The sequence below is a fragment of the Streptomyces sp. NPDC028298 genome, from assembly GCF_055565895.1.
In genome coordinates, this window is sequence record NZ_JBVHTL010000004.1 from 421128 (window position 1) to 438091 (window position 16964).

At 71.8% G+C, this 16964-nt stretch carries 15 protein-coding genes; 8 read left to right on the forward strand and 7 right to left on the reverse strand.

The genetic code is table 11. From position 1 onward, the window contains the following. The first annotated feature begins 30 nt into the window (after window positions 1-30). Genes ACZ4TO_RS20875 through ACZ4TO_RS20890 form a run of 4 tightly spaced genes read left to right on the forward strand, consistent with a single transcriptional unit; the run spans window position 31 to window position 3050 of the window. Entirely contained in the window at window positions 31-561 is a 531-nt protein-coding gene (locus ACZ4TO_RS20875) for a phosphatase PAP2 family protein (RefSeq protein ID WP_382793515.1), read from the forward strand. Beyond that, complete coding sequence (locus ACZ4TO_RS20880; protein ID WP_385047483.1) at window positions 554-1498, forward strand: decaprenyl-phosphate phosphoribosyltransferase; 945 nt, start codon at window positions 554-556, stop codon at window positions 1496-1498. The genes ACZ4TO_RS20875 and ACZ4TO_RS20880 overlap by 8 nt, the downstream gene beginning before the upstream one ends. Window positions 1499-1557: 59 nt before the next feature. Then, complete coding sequence (locus ACZ4TO_RS20885; protein ID WP_382793518.1) at window positions 1558-2010, forward strand: GtrA family protein; 453 nt, start codon at window positions 1558-1560, stop codon at window positions 2008-2010. Beyond that, window positions 1998-3050, forward strand: a complete 1053-nt coding sequence (locus ACZ4TO_RS20890) for a YihY/virulence factor BrkB family protein (protein ID WP_468024948.1) — start codon at window positions 1998-2000, stop codon at window positions 3048-3050. Before ACZ4TO_RS20885 ends, ACZ4TO_RS20890 begins: the two co-directional genes overlap by 13 nt. Here ACZ4TO_RS20890 and ACZ4TO_RS20895 read toward each other — a convergent pair. Beyond that, window positions 3004-4335, reverse strand: coding sequence for a D-alanyl-D-alanine carboxypeptidase family protein (locus ACZ4TO_RS20895; protein WP_468024949.1), 1332 nt, complete (start codon window positions 4333-4335; stop codon window positions 3004-3006). The two genes, ACZ4TO_RS20890 and ACZ4TO_RS20895, sit on opposite strands and share 47 nt — an antisense overlap. Window positions 4336-4447: 112 nt before the next feature. On the opposite strand from ACZ4TO_RS20895, the gene ACZ4TO_RS20900 reads away from it, so the two are divergent. The 3 genes from ACZ4TO_RS20900 (at window position 4448) to ACZ4TO_RS20910 (ending at window position 7728) form a co-directional block, all read left to right on the forward strand. Then, a complete protein-coding gene (locus tag ACZ4TO_RS20900; protein ID WP_361676383.1) occupies window positions 4448-4690 on the forward strand; it encodes an SCO4848 family membrane protein in 243 nt (80 codons plus the stop codon). Window positions 4691-4706: 16 nt separating this feature from the next. Continuing rightward, window positions 4707-6026, forward strand: coding sequence for a metallophosphoesterase (locus ACZ4TO_RS20905; RefSeq protein ID WP_468024950.1), 1320 nt, complete (start codon window positions 4707-4709; stop codon window positions 6024-6026). Between the two features lie 145 nt (window positions 6027-6171). Then, window positions 6172-7728, forward strand: coding sequence for an ABC transporter substrate-binding protein (locus tag ACZ4TO_RS20910; RefSeq protein ID WP_382793244.1), 1557 nt, complete (start codon window positions 6172-6174; stop codon window positions 7726-7728). A gap of 48 nt (window positions 7729-7776) precedes the next feature. On the opposite strand, the gene ACZ4TO_RS20915 is transcribed toward ACZ4TO_RS20910, so the two are convergent. From ACZ4TO_RS20915 to ACZ4TO_RS20925, 3 genes are all read right to left on the reverse strand, one after another. Further along, window positions 7777-9849, reverse strand: a complete 2073-nt coding sequence (locus ACZ4TO_RS20915) for a sulfatase-like hydrolase/transferase (protein WP_468025055.1) — start codon at window positions 9847-9849, stop codon at window positions 7777-7779. Between the two features lie 400 nt (window positions 9850-10249). Further along, window positions 10250-11710 (reverse strand): sensor histidine kinase, encoded by a 1461-nt coding sequence (locus tag ACZ4TO_RS20920; protein WP_382793249.1) that lies wholly within the window; start codon window positions 11708-11710, stop codon window positions 10250-10252. Beyond that, window positions 11707-12396, reverse strand: coding sequence for a response regulator transcription factor (locus ACZ4TO_RS20925; protein ID WP_382793252.1), 690 nt, complete (start codon window positions 12394-12396; stop codon window positions 11707-11709). Before ACZ4TO_RS20925 ends, ACZ4TO_RS20920 begins: the two co-directional genes overlap by 4 nt. Before the next feature lie 160 nt (window positions 12397-12556). On the opposite strand from ACZ4TO_RS20925, the gene ACZ4TO_RS20930 reads away from it, so the two are divergent. Then, on the forward strand, window positions 12557-14971 hold the full coding sequence (locus ACZ4TO_RS20930) for an MMPL family transporter (protein WP_468025056.1): 2415 nt from the start codon (window positions 12557-12559) through the stop codon (window positions 14969-14971). Between the two features lie 137 nt (window positions 14972-15108). Here ACZ4TO_RS20930 and ACZ4TO_RS20935 read toward each other — a convergent pair whose 3' ends face one another. The 3 genes from ACZ4TO_RS20935 to ACZ4TO_RS20945 all read right to left on the reverse strand — a co-directional run bounded on the left by ACZ4TO_RS20935 (window position 15109) and on the right by ACZ4TO_RS20945 (window position 16904). Then, window positions 15109-15825 carry a TetR/AcrR family transcriptional regulator gene (locus ACZ4TO_RS20935; protein ID WP_468025057.1) on the reverse strand — a complete coding sequence of 239 codons (717 nt, stop codon included), beginning with the start codon at window positions 15823-15825 and terminating at the stop codon, window positions 15109-15111. Between the two features lie 150 nt (window positions 15826-15975). Beyond that, window positions 15976-16491 (reverse strand): thiol-disulfide oxidoreductase DCC family protein, encoded by a 516-nt coding sequence (locus ACZ4TO_RS20940; protein ID WP_468024951.1) that lies wholly within the window; start codon window positions 16489-16491, stop codon window positions 15976-15978. A 5-nt stretch (window positions 16492-16496) separates the two neighbouring features. Further along, entirely contained in the window at window positions 16497-16904 is a 408-nt protein-coding gene (locus ACZ4TO_RS20945; protein WP_382793258.1) for a hypothetical protein, read from the reverse strand. Window positions 16905-16964 lie beyond the last annotated feature (60 nt).

Sequence of the window (16964 nt, forward strand, 5' to 3'; positions counted from 1 at the left end):
CACATGGACGACCTTGACGACCGTGACGAGATGGATCGGCGGCTTGACGGCGTGGACCGTCCACCTGGCGACATGGACCGCCGACTGCTGTCCGTGCTCCACGCGTACGGCGGGAATCCCCGCGTCGCGGCCGTCGCGCGCACCCTGTCCTGGAGCGGGGAGCACGGCGCCCTGTGGCTTGCCGCAGGGCTCGCCGGGGCGGCCGCCGACCGCGCGCGGCGCGGCGCGTGGCTGCGCGCGACGGCGCTCACCGCCGGAGCGCACCTCGCGAGCATGGGCGTGAAACGGATCGTGCGCCGCCCGCGTCCCACGCACGTGACGCCCCGGGTGCGCACGGCCGGACGGCACTCCTTCCCCAGCTCCCACGCGGCCTCCGCCACCGCCGCGGCGGTGGCCTACGGAACGCTTGGCGCGTACGCCGTCCCGCCGCTCGCCGCCGCGATGTGCCTCTCGCGCCTCGTCGTCGGCGTCCACTACCCCACGGACGTCGCCGCGGGCGCGGCCCTCGGCGCCGCGGCGGCCGGACTGGGCGCCGGCTGGATCGGGGCCCGCCATGGGTGAGCGCACGGCGCTGCTGGAGCGCGCCCCGGCCCTCGCCCCGCCGCCGCGGTCCCTGAGCGGGCTGCTGCGGGGCCTCGTCAGGACCGCGCGTCCCCGCCAGTGGGTGAAGAACGTGCTCGTCGTGGCCGCCCCGGCCGCCGCCGGCCGGCTCTTCTCGCCGCACGCGGCCGCTCAACTCGTCCTGGTCTTCGTGCTGTTCACGGCCTGCGCCGCCGCCGTCTATCTCATCAACGACGCCCGGGACGCCGTCGCCGACCGCGCCCATCCCGTGAAGCGCCACCGCCCGGTCGCCGCGGGCCAGGTCCCGCGCCCGGTCGCGTACGCGGTCGGCGGCACCCTCGCGGTCCTCGCGCCCGCGGCCGCCGCCTGGTTCTGCTCGGCGGCCGTCTGCGCGCTGCTGACCGCGTACATCGGCATGCAGCTCGCGTACTGCGTGAGCCTCAAGCACGTGCTCGTCGTCGACCTCGTCGTCGTCACGACCGGGTTCCTGATGCGGGCCATGATCGGCGGCCTGGCCCTCGGCATCCCGCTCTCGCGCTGGTTCCTCATCACCACCGGCTTCGGGGCGCTGTTCATGGTCTCGGCGAAGCGCTACTCCGAAGCCGTGCAGATGGCGGGCACGGCGGGTGCCACGCGCGCGCTGCTCACCGAGTACACGACCGGCTATCTGCGGTTCGTCTGGCAGCTCGCCGCCGGGGTGTCCGTCCTCGGCTACTGCCTGTGGGCCCTGGAGGAGGGCGGCGTGCCGAGCACCGGGCTGCTGCCGTGGCGTCAGCTCTCCATGGTCGCCTTCATCCTGGCCGTCCTGCGCTACGCGGTCTTCGCCGACCGGGGCACGGCGGGCGAGCCGGAGGACGTGGTCCTGCGCGACCGTCCGCTCGCCCTCATCGGTCTGGTGTGGCTGGCGATGTACGGGCTCGCCGTGGCCAACTGGTGAGCGTCACCGAGGACCGGCCGGGCCCCGGGCTCCTCGACGGCCCCGGTCTCGCGGAACCGGTGGCGCCAGGCCGGGAGGCCCGCCCCCGGGAGCGGTTCCTGCGGGAGCTCCTCGGGTTCGCCGCGGTCGGGGTGCTGGCCTACGCGGCCGACCTCGGCGTGTTCGTCCGGCTCCGCGGCCCGGTGGGTCTCGACCCCCTGACGGCCAAGGCGCTGTCCTTCCTCGCCGGCTGCTCGGTGGCGTACGCCGGGAACGCGCTCGGGACCTACCGGCACGCGGCGGCGCGGGGCCCGCGGCAGTACCTGATCTTCTTCGGGGTGAACGTCGCGGGCGCGCTGGTGCAGTTGCTGTGCCTCGCCGTCAGCCACTACGGGCTCGGATACACCTCACCGCGCGCGGACACGGTCTCCGGCGCGGGGGTCGGCATGGTGCTCGCCACTGTTCTGCGATTTTGGGGTACCCGGTCACTGGTTTTCCGAGGCGAGGGCAGAGTCGGATCATGGACTGGCTGAAAAAGATTCCCGGCGTGGGACCTTGGGTCGTACGCCTGATGGCGACGCACGCGTGGCGGTCGTACGAGCGGCTGGACCGAGTGAAGTGGACGCGGCTCGCCGCGGCGATGACCTTCATCAGCTTCGTGGCGCTGTTCCCGCTGCTGACGGTGGCCGCGGCGATCGGGGCCGCCACGCTGAGCACACAGCAGCAGAAGGACCTCCAGGACAAGCTGGCCGAGCAGGTGCCGGGCATCTCCGACCAGCTCGACATCAACGGCCTCGTCCAGAACGCCGGCACGATCGGGCTCGTCGCCGGTGCGCTGCTGCTGGTCACCGGCATCGGCTGGGTCGGCTCCATGCGCGAGTGCCTGCGCGCGGTCTGGGAGCTGCCCGACAGCGAGGGGAACCCGCTTCTGCGCAAGATCAAGGACGGGGGAGTCCTCGTCGGCCTCGGCGGCGCCGTGCTGCTCACCATCGCCGTCTCCACGCTGGCGTCCACGGCGATGGGCTGGTCCGCGCGGCACGCGGGCCTCGACGAGAACGGCTGGGGGACCACTCTGCTCCAGCTCGTCGCCTTCGCGGTGGCGGTGCTCGCCGACTTCCTGGTCCTGCTGTACGTCCTGACCCTGCTGCCCGGTGTGGAGCCGCCGCGCCGCCGGCTGATCGTCGCCGCGCTGATCGGCGCCGTCGGCTTCGAGCTGCTCAAGCTGCTGCTCAGCGGCTACATGCGGGGTGTGGCCTCGAAGAGCATGTACGGCGCCTTCGGCGTGCCGATCGCGCTGCTCCTGTGGATCAACTTCACCTCGAAACTGCTCCTGTACTCCGCCGCCTGGACGGCGACACCCAGCGAGGGCCAGGACCCGGAGGCGGCCGGCGACGGTGAACCGGCCGACGGTGGCGAACCGGCCGGCGACCGCGAACGGGCCGGTGACGGCGGACCGGCCGGCCCGGGGGACCGCGGCGGCTCGGGGGCTCCGAAGCGTGGGACGAAGCCGCCCGAGTCCCGGGCGGTCAGCGGCGGCGGCGCATCAGGTCCGGCAGCGGCCAGCGGCGGTTGACGAGGAAGACGCCCGCCGCGAGCAGGGCGACGAAACCGCCCGCCAGGCCGAGCGCGATGCCGATGCCGCTCGAACCGCCCCTCGCCGCGGTGGTGGAGGCCGCCACCGGCTTCGTGGAGGCGTGCGCGGTGCCCGTACCGGAACCCGTGCCGGGGCTCGACCCGCCCGAGGCGTTCGCGCCCGGCTGAGCCGTGGTGTCCACGCCCTTGGGCGCGACGAGTTCGCCCACCGGCTGGACCTTGTCCGCAGCCTGGAATCCCCAGTCGAGCAGTTGCGCGGCCTCCTTGTAGACCTCGTTGTGCTCCTTCTTCTCCGGGTTCATGACCGTGACGAGCAGGACCTTGCCGCCGCGCTCGGCGACACCCGTGAAGGTGGCGCCCGCGTTGGTGGTGTTGCCGTTCTTCACGCCCGCGATGCCCTGGTACGGGGTGATGTCGCTGTCGCCGGACAGCAGCCGGTTGGTGTTCCGGATCTCCGAGGACGTGCGGGCGGACGTGCCCTTCTTGCCGCCGGTCGTCGTGCCGGTGGTCGTGCCGGGGAAGGTGGCCCGCACCGTCGAGCAGTACTCCCGGAAGTCCTTCTTCTGCAGCCCCGAACGGGCGAAGAGCGTCAGGTCGTAGGCGGACGACACCTGGCCCCTGGCGTCGTAGCCGTCGGGGCTCACCACGTGCGTGTCGAGCGCCTGGAGGTCGTCCGCGTGCGCCTGCATGTCCTTGACCGTCCGGGCGACGCCGCCGTTCATCGCCGACAGCACGTGCACGGCGTCGTTGCCGGACTTCAGGAAGACACCGAGCCACAGGTCGTGGACGGTGTACGTCTGGTTCTCCTTTATGCCCACCACGCTGGAGCCCTCGCCGATGCCCGCCAGCTCGGAGGGGGCCACCTTGTGCGAGGTGCTCCTCGGGAACTTGGGCAGCACCGTGTCGGCGAACAGCATCTTCAGCGTGCTCGCCGGCGGCAGCCGCCAGTGCGCGTTGTGCGCGGCCAGGACGTCGCCGGACTCCGCGTCGGCGACGATCCAGGAACGGGCGGTGATGTCCGGGGGCAGGACGGGGGCGCCGGCCCCGAGGTCCACCTGGTTGCCGGGCCGGCCGAGCCGCTCGCCGCCGAGGCTCGACATGGTCGCCGGGGGCGTGGCCGACGGGGAGGAGCCGGGGCTCGCCGTCGGGCTCGCGTCGGCGGTGTCGACCGTGTCGGCGAACGCGGGCGCGCTGAGGGAAACGGTCAGCAGGGTGGCGGAAGTGATCAACAAGGATCGTCGAATGGTCTTTTTCGAGGCGGGCACGATCGAGAAAGTACAGGGGTTGTGACCGGAATTCCCGTCACCGATCGGGGGCGCCGCCTCGTCCTCTCCACCCCGGCGCCGGATCACGGTGGCCGACGGCGATACTGAACGCATGAAGCTCAGCCGCCCCGTGTCCTGGTTCCTGCTCGCCTTCGGGGTGTGGAGTTGGGTCATTTGGGTCACTTTCGCTAAGAATCTCTGGCAGGACGCCAGTGGGCTCGCGTTCGACGACGCGGGCGATCCGACCGCCTACTTCTGGGTGCATCTGACGCTCGCCGTCGTGTCGTTTGTCCTTGGGACGGTCGTCGGGGTCATCGGGTTGCGCGGCGTACGCGCTTTGCGCCAGACGTCATAACGGGGGATACGGCGTCATGGTCATCTTGTTCGTGTCGGTGGGCCTGGCCGTGCTGGCCGTGCTCGTCGGGCTGCACTGGTACGCGTGGCGCCGACTGGTGCGGGACACGACGAGCGGGCCGGGACCGGCCCGCCGGCTGGGCACGGTCCTCTTCGTCGCCGCGCCGCTGCTGATGGTCGGCGCCCTCGTGGCCGAGCGCGCGGGTGCTCCCTTCGTGCTCCAGCGGACGCTTGCCTGGCCCGGCTTCCTGTGGATGCCACTGGGCCTCTACCTCGTACTGGCCCTGCTGGCCGGGGAGCTCGTACGACCGCTCCTGCTCCGCGCCGACGCGCGCCGGACGGCCCGGCGGCGCGAGACCGCCGGGGCGGCGGTCTCGGACGGCCCGGCGGGTCAGGCGCGGGCAGCGGCCCCGGAAGGGCCGTCGGATGAGGCGGAGTCGGCGGACGAGGCGGGGTCCTCCGAACCGGCGGACGAGGCGGGGCCCGCCGAACCGGCGGACGCCGTGCTCGCGCCCTCGCGGCGGCTGTTCGTCTCACGCGTCGTGGGTGGCACGGCCGCCGCCGTCGCCGTCGGGACCGTGGGGTACGGGACGTACGGCGTGCTGCGCGGGCCCAGGGTGAAGCGGATCACCGTGCCGCTCGCCAAGCTGCCCCGGTCCGCCCACGGCTACCGGATCGCCGTCGTGAGCGACATCCACCTCGGACCGGTGCTCGGACGCGGATTCGCGCAGCAGGTCGTCGACACGATCAACTCCACGCAGCCCGACCTCATCGCCGTCGTCGGTGACCTGGTCGACGGCAGCGTGAAGAACCTCGGCCCCGCCGCCGCGCCGCTCGCCGGGCTGCGCGCCCGCCACGGGTCCTACTTCGTCACCGGGAACCACGAGTACTTCTCCGGGGCCGAACAGTGGATCCAGGAGGTGCGGGAACTGGGGATCCACCCCCTGGAGAACGCGCGGACCGAGCTGGCCGGATTCGACCTCGCCGGGGTCAACGACCTCCAGGGCGAGAGCGAGGGGCAGGGACCCGACTTCGGCAAGGCGCTCGGAGACCGCGACACGACACGGGCCTGTGTGCTCCTCGCACATCAGCCGGTGCAGATCCATGAAGCGGTACGCCACGGGGTCGACCTCCAGTTGTCCGGACACACCCATGGCGGACAGCTCTGGCCGGGCAACCTCATAGCGGCCGCCGCCAATCCGACGGTCGCCGGCCTGGACCGCTACGGCGACACACAGCTCTACGTCTCCCGGGGCGCCGGAGCCTGGGGGCCGCCCACCCGCGTCGGCGCTCCCTCGGACATCACGGTGGTCGAACTGGCCTCACTCGAAGCCTGAGAATCCGCTGTGAAGAGGGGCGGAAAAGATCGTTTTCGTCTGCCCCGAGCACTCTTCCCGATTCGCTTCCCCGGCCCAAACTCCTGTGATTAGGTGATCCGCGCCACTAAGGGAGTGGTGTGCGGGGCGCCTGGGGAGGGCACCGATGCGATCGGTTCGCTTATGGATTCTGGTGGCGCTGCTCGTCGTCGCGGGCGCCGGTGTGGCCGGCTGGCAGCTCCTGCCGGCGAAGGGGAACGACAACCGCACCATCACCGTGGGCACCACGGACGCCGTCACCTCGCTCGACCCGGCCGGCGCCTACGACGCCGGATCCTGGGCCCTGTTCAGCAATGTCTTCCAGTCGCTGCTCACCTTCGAGCCCGGCGGCGCCAAGCCCGTCCCGGACGCCGCCAAGAGCTGCGCGTTCACCGACACGGGACTGCGCACGTACCGCTGCACGCTCCGTGACGACCTCACGTTCCCGAGCGGGCGCGCGGTGACCGCCGAGGACGTGAAGTTCTCCTTCGACCGCGTCAAGCGCATCAACGACGAGGTCGGGCCGGCCTCGCTCCTCTCCACCCTGGGCAGCGTGGACGCGAGCGGCCGGACCGTCGTCTTCCATCTGTCCTCGCCCGACGCGACCTTCCCGTTCAAGCTGGCCACCGGCGCCGGATCGATCGTCGACAGCACCCGCTACCCCCGGCGCAGCCTGCGCACCGGCTCGGGCGTCGACGGCACCGGGCCCTACGTCCTGAAGGCGTACACGCAGGGCGCGAAGGCCGTCCTGGCCCCCAACCCCCGCTACCAGGGCGCCGTCGACGGCCCCGGCAGCCCCGTCGTACTGCGCTACTACGCCAACTCGGACGCGCTGCGGGTGGCGTGGCGGGCGAAGCAGCTCGACGTCGTGGCCCGTCAGTTGCCGCCGGCCGTGCTCGCCGCGCTCTCGCCGAGCGACCCCGCGCAACGCGTCACGGAGGCCGACAGCGCCGAGACCCGCAACCTCGTCCTCGACGTGCGCGAGAGTTCGCCGCTGCACGACCGGCGGGTCAGGCAGGCACTCGCCTCGCTGGTCGACCGCCAGGAGCTGGTCGACCGGACGTACCGCGGGACGACCGACGCGCTGTACGGGCTGATCCCGGCGGGCATCACCGGGCACGCGACCTCGTTCTTCGACGCCTATCCGAAACCGGACCCGAAGAAGGCGCGGGCCCTGCTGACCGAGGCCGGGGTCTCCCTGCCCGTGCGCTTCACCTACGGGTTCGCCGAGGGGCGGGGCGCCGCGGGCGAGGAGGCGGCCGAACTCAAGCGGCAACTGGAGGCGGACGGACTCTTCAAGGTGACGACCGAGGGGTTCGAGTGGACCGAGTTCCAGAAGAAGTACGCGGAGGGCGGGCTGGACGCCTGGGCGGTCGGCTGGGTCGCCGACTATCCCGACGCGGACACCTTCGGCGCGCAGCTCGTGGGCACCGGCAACAGCATGAAGAACGGCTACACCAACAGCGAGGTCGACCGTCTCATCAAGGAGACGCAGGAGGACGCCGACCGGAGCCGTACGGCGGACGCGTTCCACCGGCTCCAGACGCGCGTCGCCGAGGACGTCCCGCTGATCCCCCTGTGGCAGCGCAAGGACTACGTCATCAGCACGGAGGACATCAGCGGCGGCCAGTACCTGTCCGACGGGACCGGGGTCTTCCGCCTCTGGCGATTGAACTGGCTGTGACGAGGGGCCCCGGGAGCCGGGGCCACTCGCCGTCACGGCCGGTGCGTCCTAGGGGTGGGGCGTGGATCCGTACGCCGTCAGGAAGCGGTCGCGGAACGAGCTCATCTTCCACACCGGGGCGTCGTGCCGGGGCTGGAGTCCGTCCGTCCAGCCCCAGTCGGCGATCTTGTCGAGCACCTTGGGGTCCTTCGCGACGATCGAGACGGGCACGTCACGGCTGGCGTGGTTGCCGCTGACCCGCGCTATCGGCTGGTGGTCCCCGAGGAAGATCAGGACGGTGTTCTTGTTCCCGTACTTCACCAGGTAGTCGATCAGGCTCGTCACCGAGTACGAGATCGCCTTGCCGTACTCCACCTTGGACTTCTGCGAGCTGGTGATGATGTCGCCGGGCTTCTTGCCGGCCTTCTGGATGGCGTCGTAGACCGAACCGTCGCCGACCTGGTCCTGCGGGACGGTCTTCGGGATGGGGGCCCAGGGCTGGTGGCTGGAGGTCAGGATGATCGTCGACATCAGCGGCTTGTCGTGCTTCTTGCTGTGCACGAGACGCTCGAACGCGGTCAGGGCGTACTGGTCGGGCATGGTCGACCAACTGAACTTCGGGCCCTTGTAGCCGAGGTGGAAGGCGTCGTAGAGCTTGTCGATGCCGTAGAACTTCTGCTCGGGCCAGCCCTTCTGGATGCCCGGCATGACGCCCACGGTGTCGTAGTCGCCGGTCTTCTTGAAGGCGCTGATCAGGGAGAGGTGGTCGCCTGCGGTCACCGTGCGGTAGCGCTGCTGGTTGTTGATCCACAGCCCCGACAGGAACGTCGAGTGGCCGAGCCAACTGCTGCCGCCGTACGTCGCCGAGGTGAGCCAGCCGCTCTTCGCCGCGAAACCGGCCTGGGTCAGCTTCTCGTTCTCCGCGGTCAGGGTCGCGTCGACGTCCGGCGCGATGACCGGGTCCTCGACGGCGCTGCGGCCGTAGCTCTCGATGAACGTGACGATCATGTCCTTGCCGCGCAGATCGGTGAGCATCTCGTCGGGCGGTGTGTTCGCGAAGGCGTCCTTCTTGGCGATCCTGGCGAACTCGGCCTCGTCCCGCAGGGTGTTGCGCACCCGCGCCGCCCGGTCCTGGACGACCAGCGCGGTGTGCTCGGAGGCGATGGGCACCCCGGTGTACTGCACGCCGAGCGCCGCGCAGGTGACCCAGGCCATGGCCAGGACCAGGGTCGTGCGGGTCGCCGTCTCGGTGTTCCTGGCCGCCAGGTTGCCCAGCCGGACGACCGACAGCGTCATGAGCGCCAGGATCGCGATCACGAGCGCCACGGCCAGCGCCACGATGCCGAGCGCGCCGCCGTGGCCGAAGGTGTCCTGGAGGTAGGCCTGCGCGTCGGCGAACAGCGACCAGTCGAGGACGACGTTGAAGCCGCGTCCGAGGTATTCGTTGAATCCGATGTCGAGGATGTTCAGGACGGTCAGCACGCCCAGGGCCAGCCCGGCGGCCACCGACAGCGCGATCCGCGGCCGGCGGGGCAGGACGATCAGCAGCGCGCCACCGAAGATCGCCTCCACCGGGAGCCGCAGGAATTCCGCCGGGCGGAAGCTGTCCGCCTGGCTCGGCATGAGCAGCGCGAACAGGACGAGCGTGGCGGCGACGAGGGTGGTCGTCCAGGCGAGGGCACGGGCGGCGACCGGATACCGGCCCCGCCACCCGCTCCCCGGCCCGGACCCGGACGGCTCGCCCCCCGGAGGCTCCTCGCCGCCTCCGGCTCCGTCCCCGGGGGCGGCGTCCGGGGCGGTCGGTGTGTCGGAGGTGTCGGAGGCGTCGGGTGTGCCAGGGGTGCCGGGGGCGTCGGGGGTTCCGGCGGTGTCGTCCCCGGGCGAGGCCACGTCCGTGTCCGCGCGGGTCTCGCGGGGCGCCTCGGTCCCGGTCGCGGTCCCCGCCCGGGTGCCGGTTTCGGGCGCCGTGCCGACGGCACTGGGAACCGTGCCCTCCGGGGCACCCGCGTCCCCTGCCCGGCCTTCGGCCCGGACCTCGGTCCCGGGGGCGCCGGTGGCGGCTTCGCCGTCGCTCCCGTCGGGGTCCGCCTCGTCACCAGGGCCGGACCCCGCCGGAGGCTCCTGCGGGGCGTCGGAATCGATCGAGGCGGCCTCCTCGGTCGTGGTGACCTCGGGGGCCGCCCCGGCCGCTGCCTCTCCCTCACCCGAGGCGGCGGCGTCCTGGTCCGTGCCGGTGCCGGTGTCCGTGTCGGTGTCGGTGTCCGCGTGGGGCTCCGGCGTCGGCTCGTCCCCCGGAGGCGTCTCGTCCGTGTTCGGTAGCTGTCGAGAGCTCGTTTTGAACGACAACCCGGCGGTCCTTCCGTGCGAAGCGCGGTGGTGGCGTGGCGGGCCGATCGGAAGCGACCGAAGCGCCCTCGTCGTGGTGTACGGGGCCGCGGCGGCCCGTGTTCAACCGCCTCGGTCAGCTTCTGTCCAAGTCCGTTTGCGCAGGTCAGAGCGACGGGTGAGGGGTGCTGCGGCGACCGTCGGGGGCTGGGCGGTGTCACCGGCCCCGCACCGGCAGCGTCACCGTCACCGCCAGTCCCTCGCCCGGGGCCGTCCGGACCGCGACGCTCCCTCCGTGGGCCCGCACCACACCCTCCACGATCGCCATCCCGAGCCCGCTGCCCGCGCCGCCGCCGGCCCGGAAGAAGCGGTCGAAGACCCGCGCCGCGTCCTCCTCCGCGAGCCCGGGGCCCTTGTCCGCGACGCACAGCCGCAGGACACCGTCGGAGCGCTCCAGGGTGAGCCGCACGGGCACGTCGCCGGGCGTGTGGGTGCGTACGTTGCCGACGAGGTTGCCCAGGACCTGCCGCAGCCCCGATTCGTCGGCCTGGACGAGCAGGGTGCCGTCGGCGTCCACGGTCACCGGGCGGCCGGGCTGCTGGGCCCGCAGATCCTCGGCGGCGTCCCGCACCAGCCGGCTCAGGTCGACGTTCCTGAAGCGCAGTTCGGGCCGCTGGTCGAGGCGGGCCAGGGTGAGCAGCTCGTCGACCAGCCGGCCCATGCGGTCGGCCTCCCCGTTCATCCGGTCCCAGGCACGCCTGCGCTCCACGGGGTCGGTCAGCATCCCCTTCTCGTAGAGCTGGAGGTAGCCGCGGATGGCCGCCAGCGGGGTGCGCAGCTCGTGCGAGGCGTCCCCGACGAACCGGCGGAGCTGGGCGGCGCTGTCCTCGCGCGTCCGGTAGGCCGACTCGACCTGGTGCAGCATGGAGTTGAGCGCGAGGCGGAGCTGTTCGACCTCCTGGGTCGGGTGATGGCTGGAGGGGACGCGCCGGGTCAGATCTCCCTCGGCGATGGCGGACGAGGTCTCCACCATGGCCTCCAGCGGCCTCATCCGGCGGCGCACGCTGAACATCGTCAGACACGCGAGGAGCGCCAACAGGAGGGTTCCCACGGCCAGATCGAGCTTGAGGGCCTTGGCGATGCCTTTGTGCAGTCCGTCGGTCGAGCTGCCGAACAGGACGTAGGTGCCGTCGGCCAGCCGCGTCGCGGTCGCCCGGTAGTCGACGCCGCCGATGGTGATGTCACGCGGGTCGACGGCACGGGCGAGGCCGCCGGGGTCGCCCACGGCCGAGGCGAACGCGCGCTGGGTGTCGGTGGGTTGGTAGCCGGCCACCGCGACGGCCTGACCGCCGCGGTCGACGGCCGCGAAGACCGACTCCGGCTTCGACGACTCGTCCGCGGCGGGTCCGATCCGCTCGTGCACGAACGCGAGGGCGCTCAGCGAGTCGATCTGGCGCATGGTGAGCTGCGAACCGCCCAGGGATTCCCGGGTCTTGAGGAGCTGGGCGTCCACCTGGTCGAGCAGGTAGTGCCGCATGCCCATCAGGCTCACGGCGGTCGCCACCACGATGCCCAGGGCCAGCAGTCCCACGTTGGCGATCGTGAGCTGGCCGCGCAGCGAGTGGATGCCGTGCCTGCGGCGCGCGGGGCGGCAGCCGGGCAGGACGGGCGCCTTCACGCGAGCCCGTATCCCACGCCCCGGCGGGTCTGGATCACCGGTGGCCCCAGTGGTTCGAGCTTGCGCCGCAGGTAGCTGATGTACGTCTCGACGACCGTCGACTCGGCGGGGTGCTCGTACTGCCAGACGTGGCGCAGGAGTTGTTCCTTGGGCACGATCCGGCCGCCGTTGCGGACGAGGAAGCGCAGCAGCGCGTACTCGGTGGGGGTGAGTTCGACCGTGGTGCCCGCGCGGTGGACGCGGTACGTCGTCTCGTCCAGCTCCAGGTCGCCGTAGCGCAGGGGCGGGCGCTGCGGCAGGACGTCGTCGGGCCGGGTGCGGCGCAGGACGGCGGTGATGCGGGCGACGACCTCGTCGATGTTGAACGGCTTGGTGATGTAGTCGTCGCCGAAACCGAGCGCGCCGACGATCTCGGCCGGTGCGTCCCGCGCGGTGAGGAAGACGACGGCCAGGTCCGGCTGCCGCAGGCGCAGTTCACGGCCCAGCGCCCGGCCGTCGCCGTCCGGGAGCATCACGTCGAGCAGGGCCGCGTCGGGGCGGGTGCGCTCGGCGAGCGCCAGGGCCTCGCGGACGCATCCCGCGGCCATCACCTCGAAGCCGTGGTAGCGCAGCGCGATGGTCAGGACGTCCGCGATGCTCGGCTCGTCCTCGACGACGAGCACGGTGGCTGCCTCGTGAGCGGTCATGTCCCCAGTATCGGCGGGGCCGTCGACGGCTTGGGCCGTTCGCTCCTTGGAGTTCCTTGAGAGTCATGGGCGGGTCGTGTCCACCGGCGCGGCCGGACACGAATCCTGGTGACCAGGACCTGGGGGACCGACCGACTAAGGAGCGTTGAACGTGGCGGTATTGGCACGGTGGTGCTATCGGCACCGGCTGGTGGTCCTGTTGCTGTGGGTGGGTGCGCTGTTCGGTCTCGGGTTCGCGGCGACCACCGCGGGCACGGACTACGCGAACGTGTTCTCCCTTCCGAACACGGACTCCAAGCGTGCGTACGACCAGATGGAGAAGGCCTTCCCCGACAGCGCGGGGGACACCGACACGGTGGTGTGGAAGGTCGTGGACGGAACGGTCCGGGACGCCTCCGTGCGCGACCGGATCCAGCCGGTGCTGGACGAGATCGCGGGCATGAAGGGCGTGGGCCGGGTCGCGGGTCCGTACCAGGGCGAGCAGGGGGCCGCGCAGATCAGCCGTGACGGCACGATCGCCTACGCCCAGATCACCTTCACCGAGCAGGCCAACGCCGTACCCAAGGAACTGGTGCAGGACGTCGTCGACACCGCGCAGGGTGCCGAACGGGCCGGACTCCAGGTGGAGTTGGGCGGTCAGGCGATCCAGCGGGTGCAGGAGCCGCCCACCGGGCTGGCCGAGATGGTCGGCATCCTGGCCGCGGCGGTCGTCCTCTTCCTCGCCTTCGGTTCGCTCTTCGCCATGCTGCTGCCGATCGGTATCGCGGTCTTCGGGGTCGGTACGGGCCTGTTCTCCACGCAGTTGCTCAGTCACACCACGGACATCCCGGATCTGGCCCCGCTGCTGGCCACCCTGATCGGCCTCGGTGTCGGCATCGACTACGCGCTGTTCATCGTCACCCGGCACCGGCGCGGTCTCCTGCGAGGCCTGGCGCCCGAGGAGTCGGCGGTCGTCGCCCTCAACACCTCCGGTCGGGCGGTGCTGTTCGCGGGCGGAACGGTGTGCATCGCGCTCGCGGGCATGCTCGTGACGAACCTGCGCTTCCTGGACGGCGTGGTCATCGGCACCTCCCTGACCGTCGTGTTCAGCGTGCTCGCCGCCACCACGCTGCTGCCCGCGCTCCTCGGCGTCCTCGGCACCCGGGTGCTCAGCCGCCGCCAGCGGCGCAAACTGGCGGACCGGGGCCCGGAGCCGGAGCGGGCGAGCGGGGCCGCGGCCCGCTGGTCGATGACCGTGCAGCGTCGTCCCCGTACGATCGCCGCCGTCGCGCTCGCCGTGATGGCGGTCCTCGCGCTCCCCGTGCTGTCGCTGCACCTCGGCGCCACCGACCAGGGCAACGACGACGGCACGACGACGACCCGGCAGGCCTACGACCTGCTCGCCGAGGGCTTCGGACCCGGCTTCAACGGTCCGCTCCAGGTGGTCGTGACCGCGGGTGACACCGGGGCCCTGGCGAAGAGCATCGGCGGCACGCCCGGGGTCGCCGCGGTCGCCGCGCTGCCGCCCGCCAACGGTGTGACGGTGATCCAGGTCGTGCCGACGACGTCACCGCAGTCGGTGAAGACCGACCGGCTCATCGACACCCTGCGGGACCGGGTGATCCCGGACACCGGGGCGACCGCCCACGTCGGCGGGGTCACCGCCGTGTCGAAGGACTTCGCCACGATCACCGGCGACCGCCTGCCGTGGTTCGTCGCCACGATCATCGGGCTCGGCTTCCTGCTCCTGCTGATCGCGTTCCGCTCCCTGGTGGTCCCGCTGACGGCCGCGCTGATGAACCTGATCGCGGCCGCCGCGTCCTTCGGCGTCCTGGTCGCGATCTTCCAGTGGGGCTGGGGCCTGGACCTGCTGGGCCTCGGCAAGGAGGGTCCGATCAACGCCTTCCTGCCGGTCATCATGCTCTCGCTGCTGTTCGGCCTCTCCATGGACTACCAGGTGTTCCTGGTCAGCCGTATGCACGAGGAGTGGGTGCACACGAGGGACAACGCGCGCGCGGTGCGGGTCGGGCTGGCCGAGACCGGCCGGGTCATCAACTCGGCCGCCCTGATCATGGTGTGCGTCTTCCTCGCCTTCGTCCTGAGCGGGGACGCGGGAGCGGCGATGGCGGGGGTCGGCCTCGCGGCCGCGGTCGCCCTGGACGCCTTCATCCTGCGTACGGCCCTGGTGCCCGCCGCGATGCATCTGCTCGGCGACTCCAACTGGTGGCTGCCGGCGTGGCTGGACAAGCGGCTGCCGCATCTGGCGGTGGAGCCCGCGGAGGAGCCGGCCGAGGACGCGGCGCCGGCCGGCGGCGGTGCCTCGGCCGTGCACGGCTTCGTCCGTGACGCGGAGGGCGAGCCCGTCGACGGGGCGGTCCTCACGCTGCTGTCCAAGGGAGGCCGGCAGCTCGACCGGGTGACCTCGCTGGCCGACGGTTCCTACATCGTCTCGGTCCCGGCCCCGGGGACGTATCTGCTGTCCGCGACGGCCCGTTCGTACGGGGCGCGGGCCCGGCACGTCGTCGTGACCGAGGAGCCGCTGGTGCACGACGTGGAACTGGTCCAGGGAGAGGTGGACGCCGACGCGGTCAACTGAGGCCGCCGGTCGCCGGTTTCCGGTTGTCGAACGGTCCCGGGGTACGGGGGCGCCCGCTTCGTCGGGCGCCCCCGTACCCCGTCCGGCCGTCCTGGCCGGGGCGCGGGGTCCGTCTCCTCGCCGGGGCGGCCGGGACCTCAGTCGGTGTCCTCCGCCGGGCCGGCGGTGCCTCGGCGCGTCCTCCTCGCCGGATCCGCGGGCTCCCGGTCCGTCTTCTTCGCCGGGTCGGGCAGGGCCTTCGTCATGCCCGGCAGGAAGTCCGTGAACAGTTCGTGCACCTCGTGGACGAGGGGCCGCAGCAGCCGGAAGCGGGCCAGCGAGACCCCGCGCGCCGTCAGACGCGCCCCGCGCTCGGCGAGCCGGTAGCTGCGTTCGCGGCCCTCGGTGCGGTCGAAGACCCAGTACAGGACGAGCCCCATCTGGGAGAGCCACATCAGCTCGGGCAGCACTTCCCGCAGTTCCTCCGGCACCTTGGTCTTCGCGCCGGCCAGCACTTCCTTGTGGACGCTGATCGCCTCGCGGCGCGCGTGCTCCGACTCGGGGGAGAAGGGACTGAGCGGACTGTCCGGGTCGGCGGCGTTCTTGAAGAACTGCACGGCGAACTCGTGGTACGGCGTGGCGATGTCCAGCCACACCTTCAGGACGCCGCCGAGCCGCGCCTCCAGGTCCGTCTCGCGGTCCAGCACCTCCCGGACCGCCTCCTGGTGTTCGGCGGCGATCCGGTCGTAGAAGCCCTGGATCAGGTGTTCCTTGCCGGCGAAGTAGTAGTACGCGTTGCCGACGGAGACCCCGGCCTCCTGGGCGATGGCTCGCATCGTCGTCTTGTCGTACCCCCGTTCCTGGAACAGCCGCATCGCCGTCTCCAGGATCAGGGCCCGGGTCTGTTCGCTCTTGGCCGGGCTCTTCGCCTCCTTGCCCGGGGACTCGGCGGGCTCGGAGGCCGCGCTGGGCTCGGCGGAACCGATGGGGCCGGGGCTGTCTTTCGGTGCTGGCACGGGACGAGCCTAACGACTGGGAACCGTCGTACATCCGCCGCTGTCGCAGGCGGGCGGCTCGAAGGTCCATCCGGCGGTCGGGTGGTAGCTCCAGCCGTCGCCCCACTCGTACGCGCCGCCGCCCCACCGCCGCGACGCCTGCGCCTCGCGCCACTTGGCGGCGGCGAGGGTCGCGCCCCTGGCCAGCCGCGCGCCCGCGGGCGTGCTCAGCCGGTGGGCCAGCGGCCGGAAGTCGCGCAGTGCCCAGAGGGTGACGATCCAGGCGGCGGCTCCCTGGTAGACCTGTCCGCCGTCCCCCACGACGGTGATCTCGTCCAGGGTGGCGCGATGGTCGAGCCCGGGGTAGCTCCGGGCGGCCTCCTCCGAACCGGCCGGCACGAACCGCAGCGGTACGAGCTGCGCCTGCCCGGAGAGCCACTTCTTCAGGAACGCGCACAGCGAGCAGCGCGCGTCGTAGAGGACGGTGAGCCCGAGGACCGGGACGCGTGCCGCGTCCCGGTCCCGGGTGGCCGCTGCGGCGGTCACCGGTCTCACGCCCCGGCCGTGGGCGCGACCCAGTCGGTCGGCCGCACCGGCGGCGTCTGCTCCCGCTCCATGACACCCCGCCGCCGGATCCTGTTGAGGGCGTAGACGTTGCCCAGGTGCATGACGCCGAGGACCAGCAGGACGACGCCCAGCTTGGTCGACAGGGCCTCGAAGATCTCGCGGGCGTCGGAGATCTCGTCGCTCTGGTGCAGATAGAGGGCGACGAAGCCGAGGTTGACGAGGTAGAAGCCCACCACCAGCAGGTGGTTGACGGCGTCGGCCAGCTTCTCGTCGCCGTGCAGGACGTCCGACAGGAAGATCCGTCCGTTGTGGCTCAGCGTGCGCGCCACCCAGACCGTCAGCGCGATGCTGACCAGCAGGTAGATGACGTAAGCGACGACTGTGAGGTCCATGTCCCCACCCCTTCTTGAACGCGTTCAAAACGCTGTCTGGGATGAATGTAGACCTCCTTT

What these genes read in the sequence shown, in the direction of transcription:
- ACZ4TO_RS20935 (WP_468025057.1), bottom strand. Translation starts at nt 15,825, where the DNA reads ATGCGGCTGTTCCAGGAACGGGGGTACGACAAGACGACGATGCGAGCC.
- ACZ4TO_RS20880 (WP_385047483.1), top strand. Translation starts at nt 554, where the DNA reads ATGGGTGAGCGCACGGCGCTGCTGGAGCGCGCCCCGGCCCTCGCCCCG.
- ACZ4TO_RS20875 (WP_382793515.1), top strand. Translation starts at nt 31, where the DNA reads ATGGATCGGCGGCTTGACGGCGTGGACCGTCCACCTGGCGACATGGAC.
- ACZ4TO_RS20945 (WP_382793258.1), bottom strand. Translation starts at nt 16,904, where the DNA reads ATGGACCTCACAGTCGTCGCTTACGTCATCTACCTGCTGGTCAGCATC.
- ACZ4TO_RS20910 (WP_382793244.1), top strand. Translation starts at nt 6,172, where the DNA reads ATGCGATCGGTTCGCTTATGGATTCTGGTGGCGCTGCTCGTCGTCGCG.
- ACZ4TO_RS20900 (WP_361676383.1), top strand. Translation starts at nt 4,448, where the DNA reads ATGAAGCTCAGCCGCCCCGTGTCCTGGTTCCTGCTCGCCTTCGGGGTG.
- ACZ4TO_RS20925 (WP_382793252.1), bottom strand. Translation starts at nt 12,396, where the DNA reads ATGACCGCTCACGAGGCAGCCACCGTGCTCGTCGTCGAGGACGAGCCG.
- ACZ4TO_RS20905 (WP_468024950.1), top strand. Translation starts at nt 4,707, where the DNA reads ATGGTCATCTTGTTCGTGTCGGTGGGCCTGGCCGTGCTGGCCGTGCTC.
- ACZ4TO_RS20890 (WP_468024948.1), top strand. Translation starts at nt 1,998, where the DNA reads ATGGACTGGCTGAAAAAGATTCCCGGCGTGGGACCTTGGGTCGTACGC.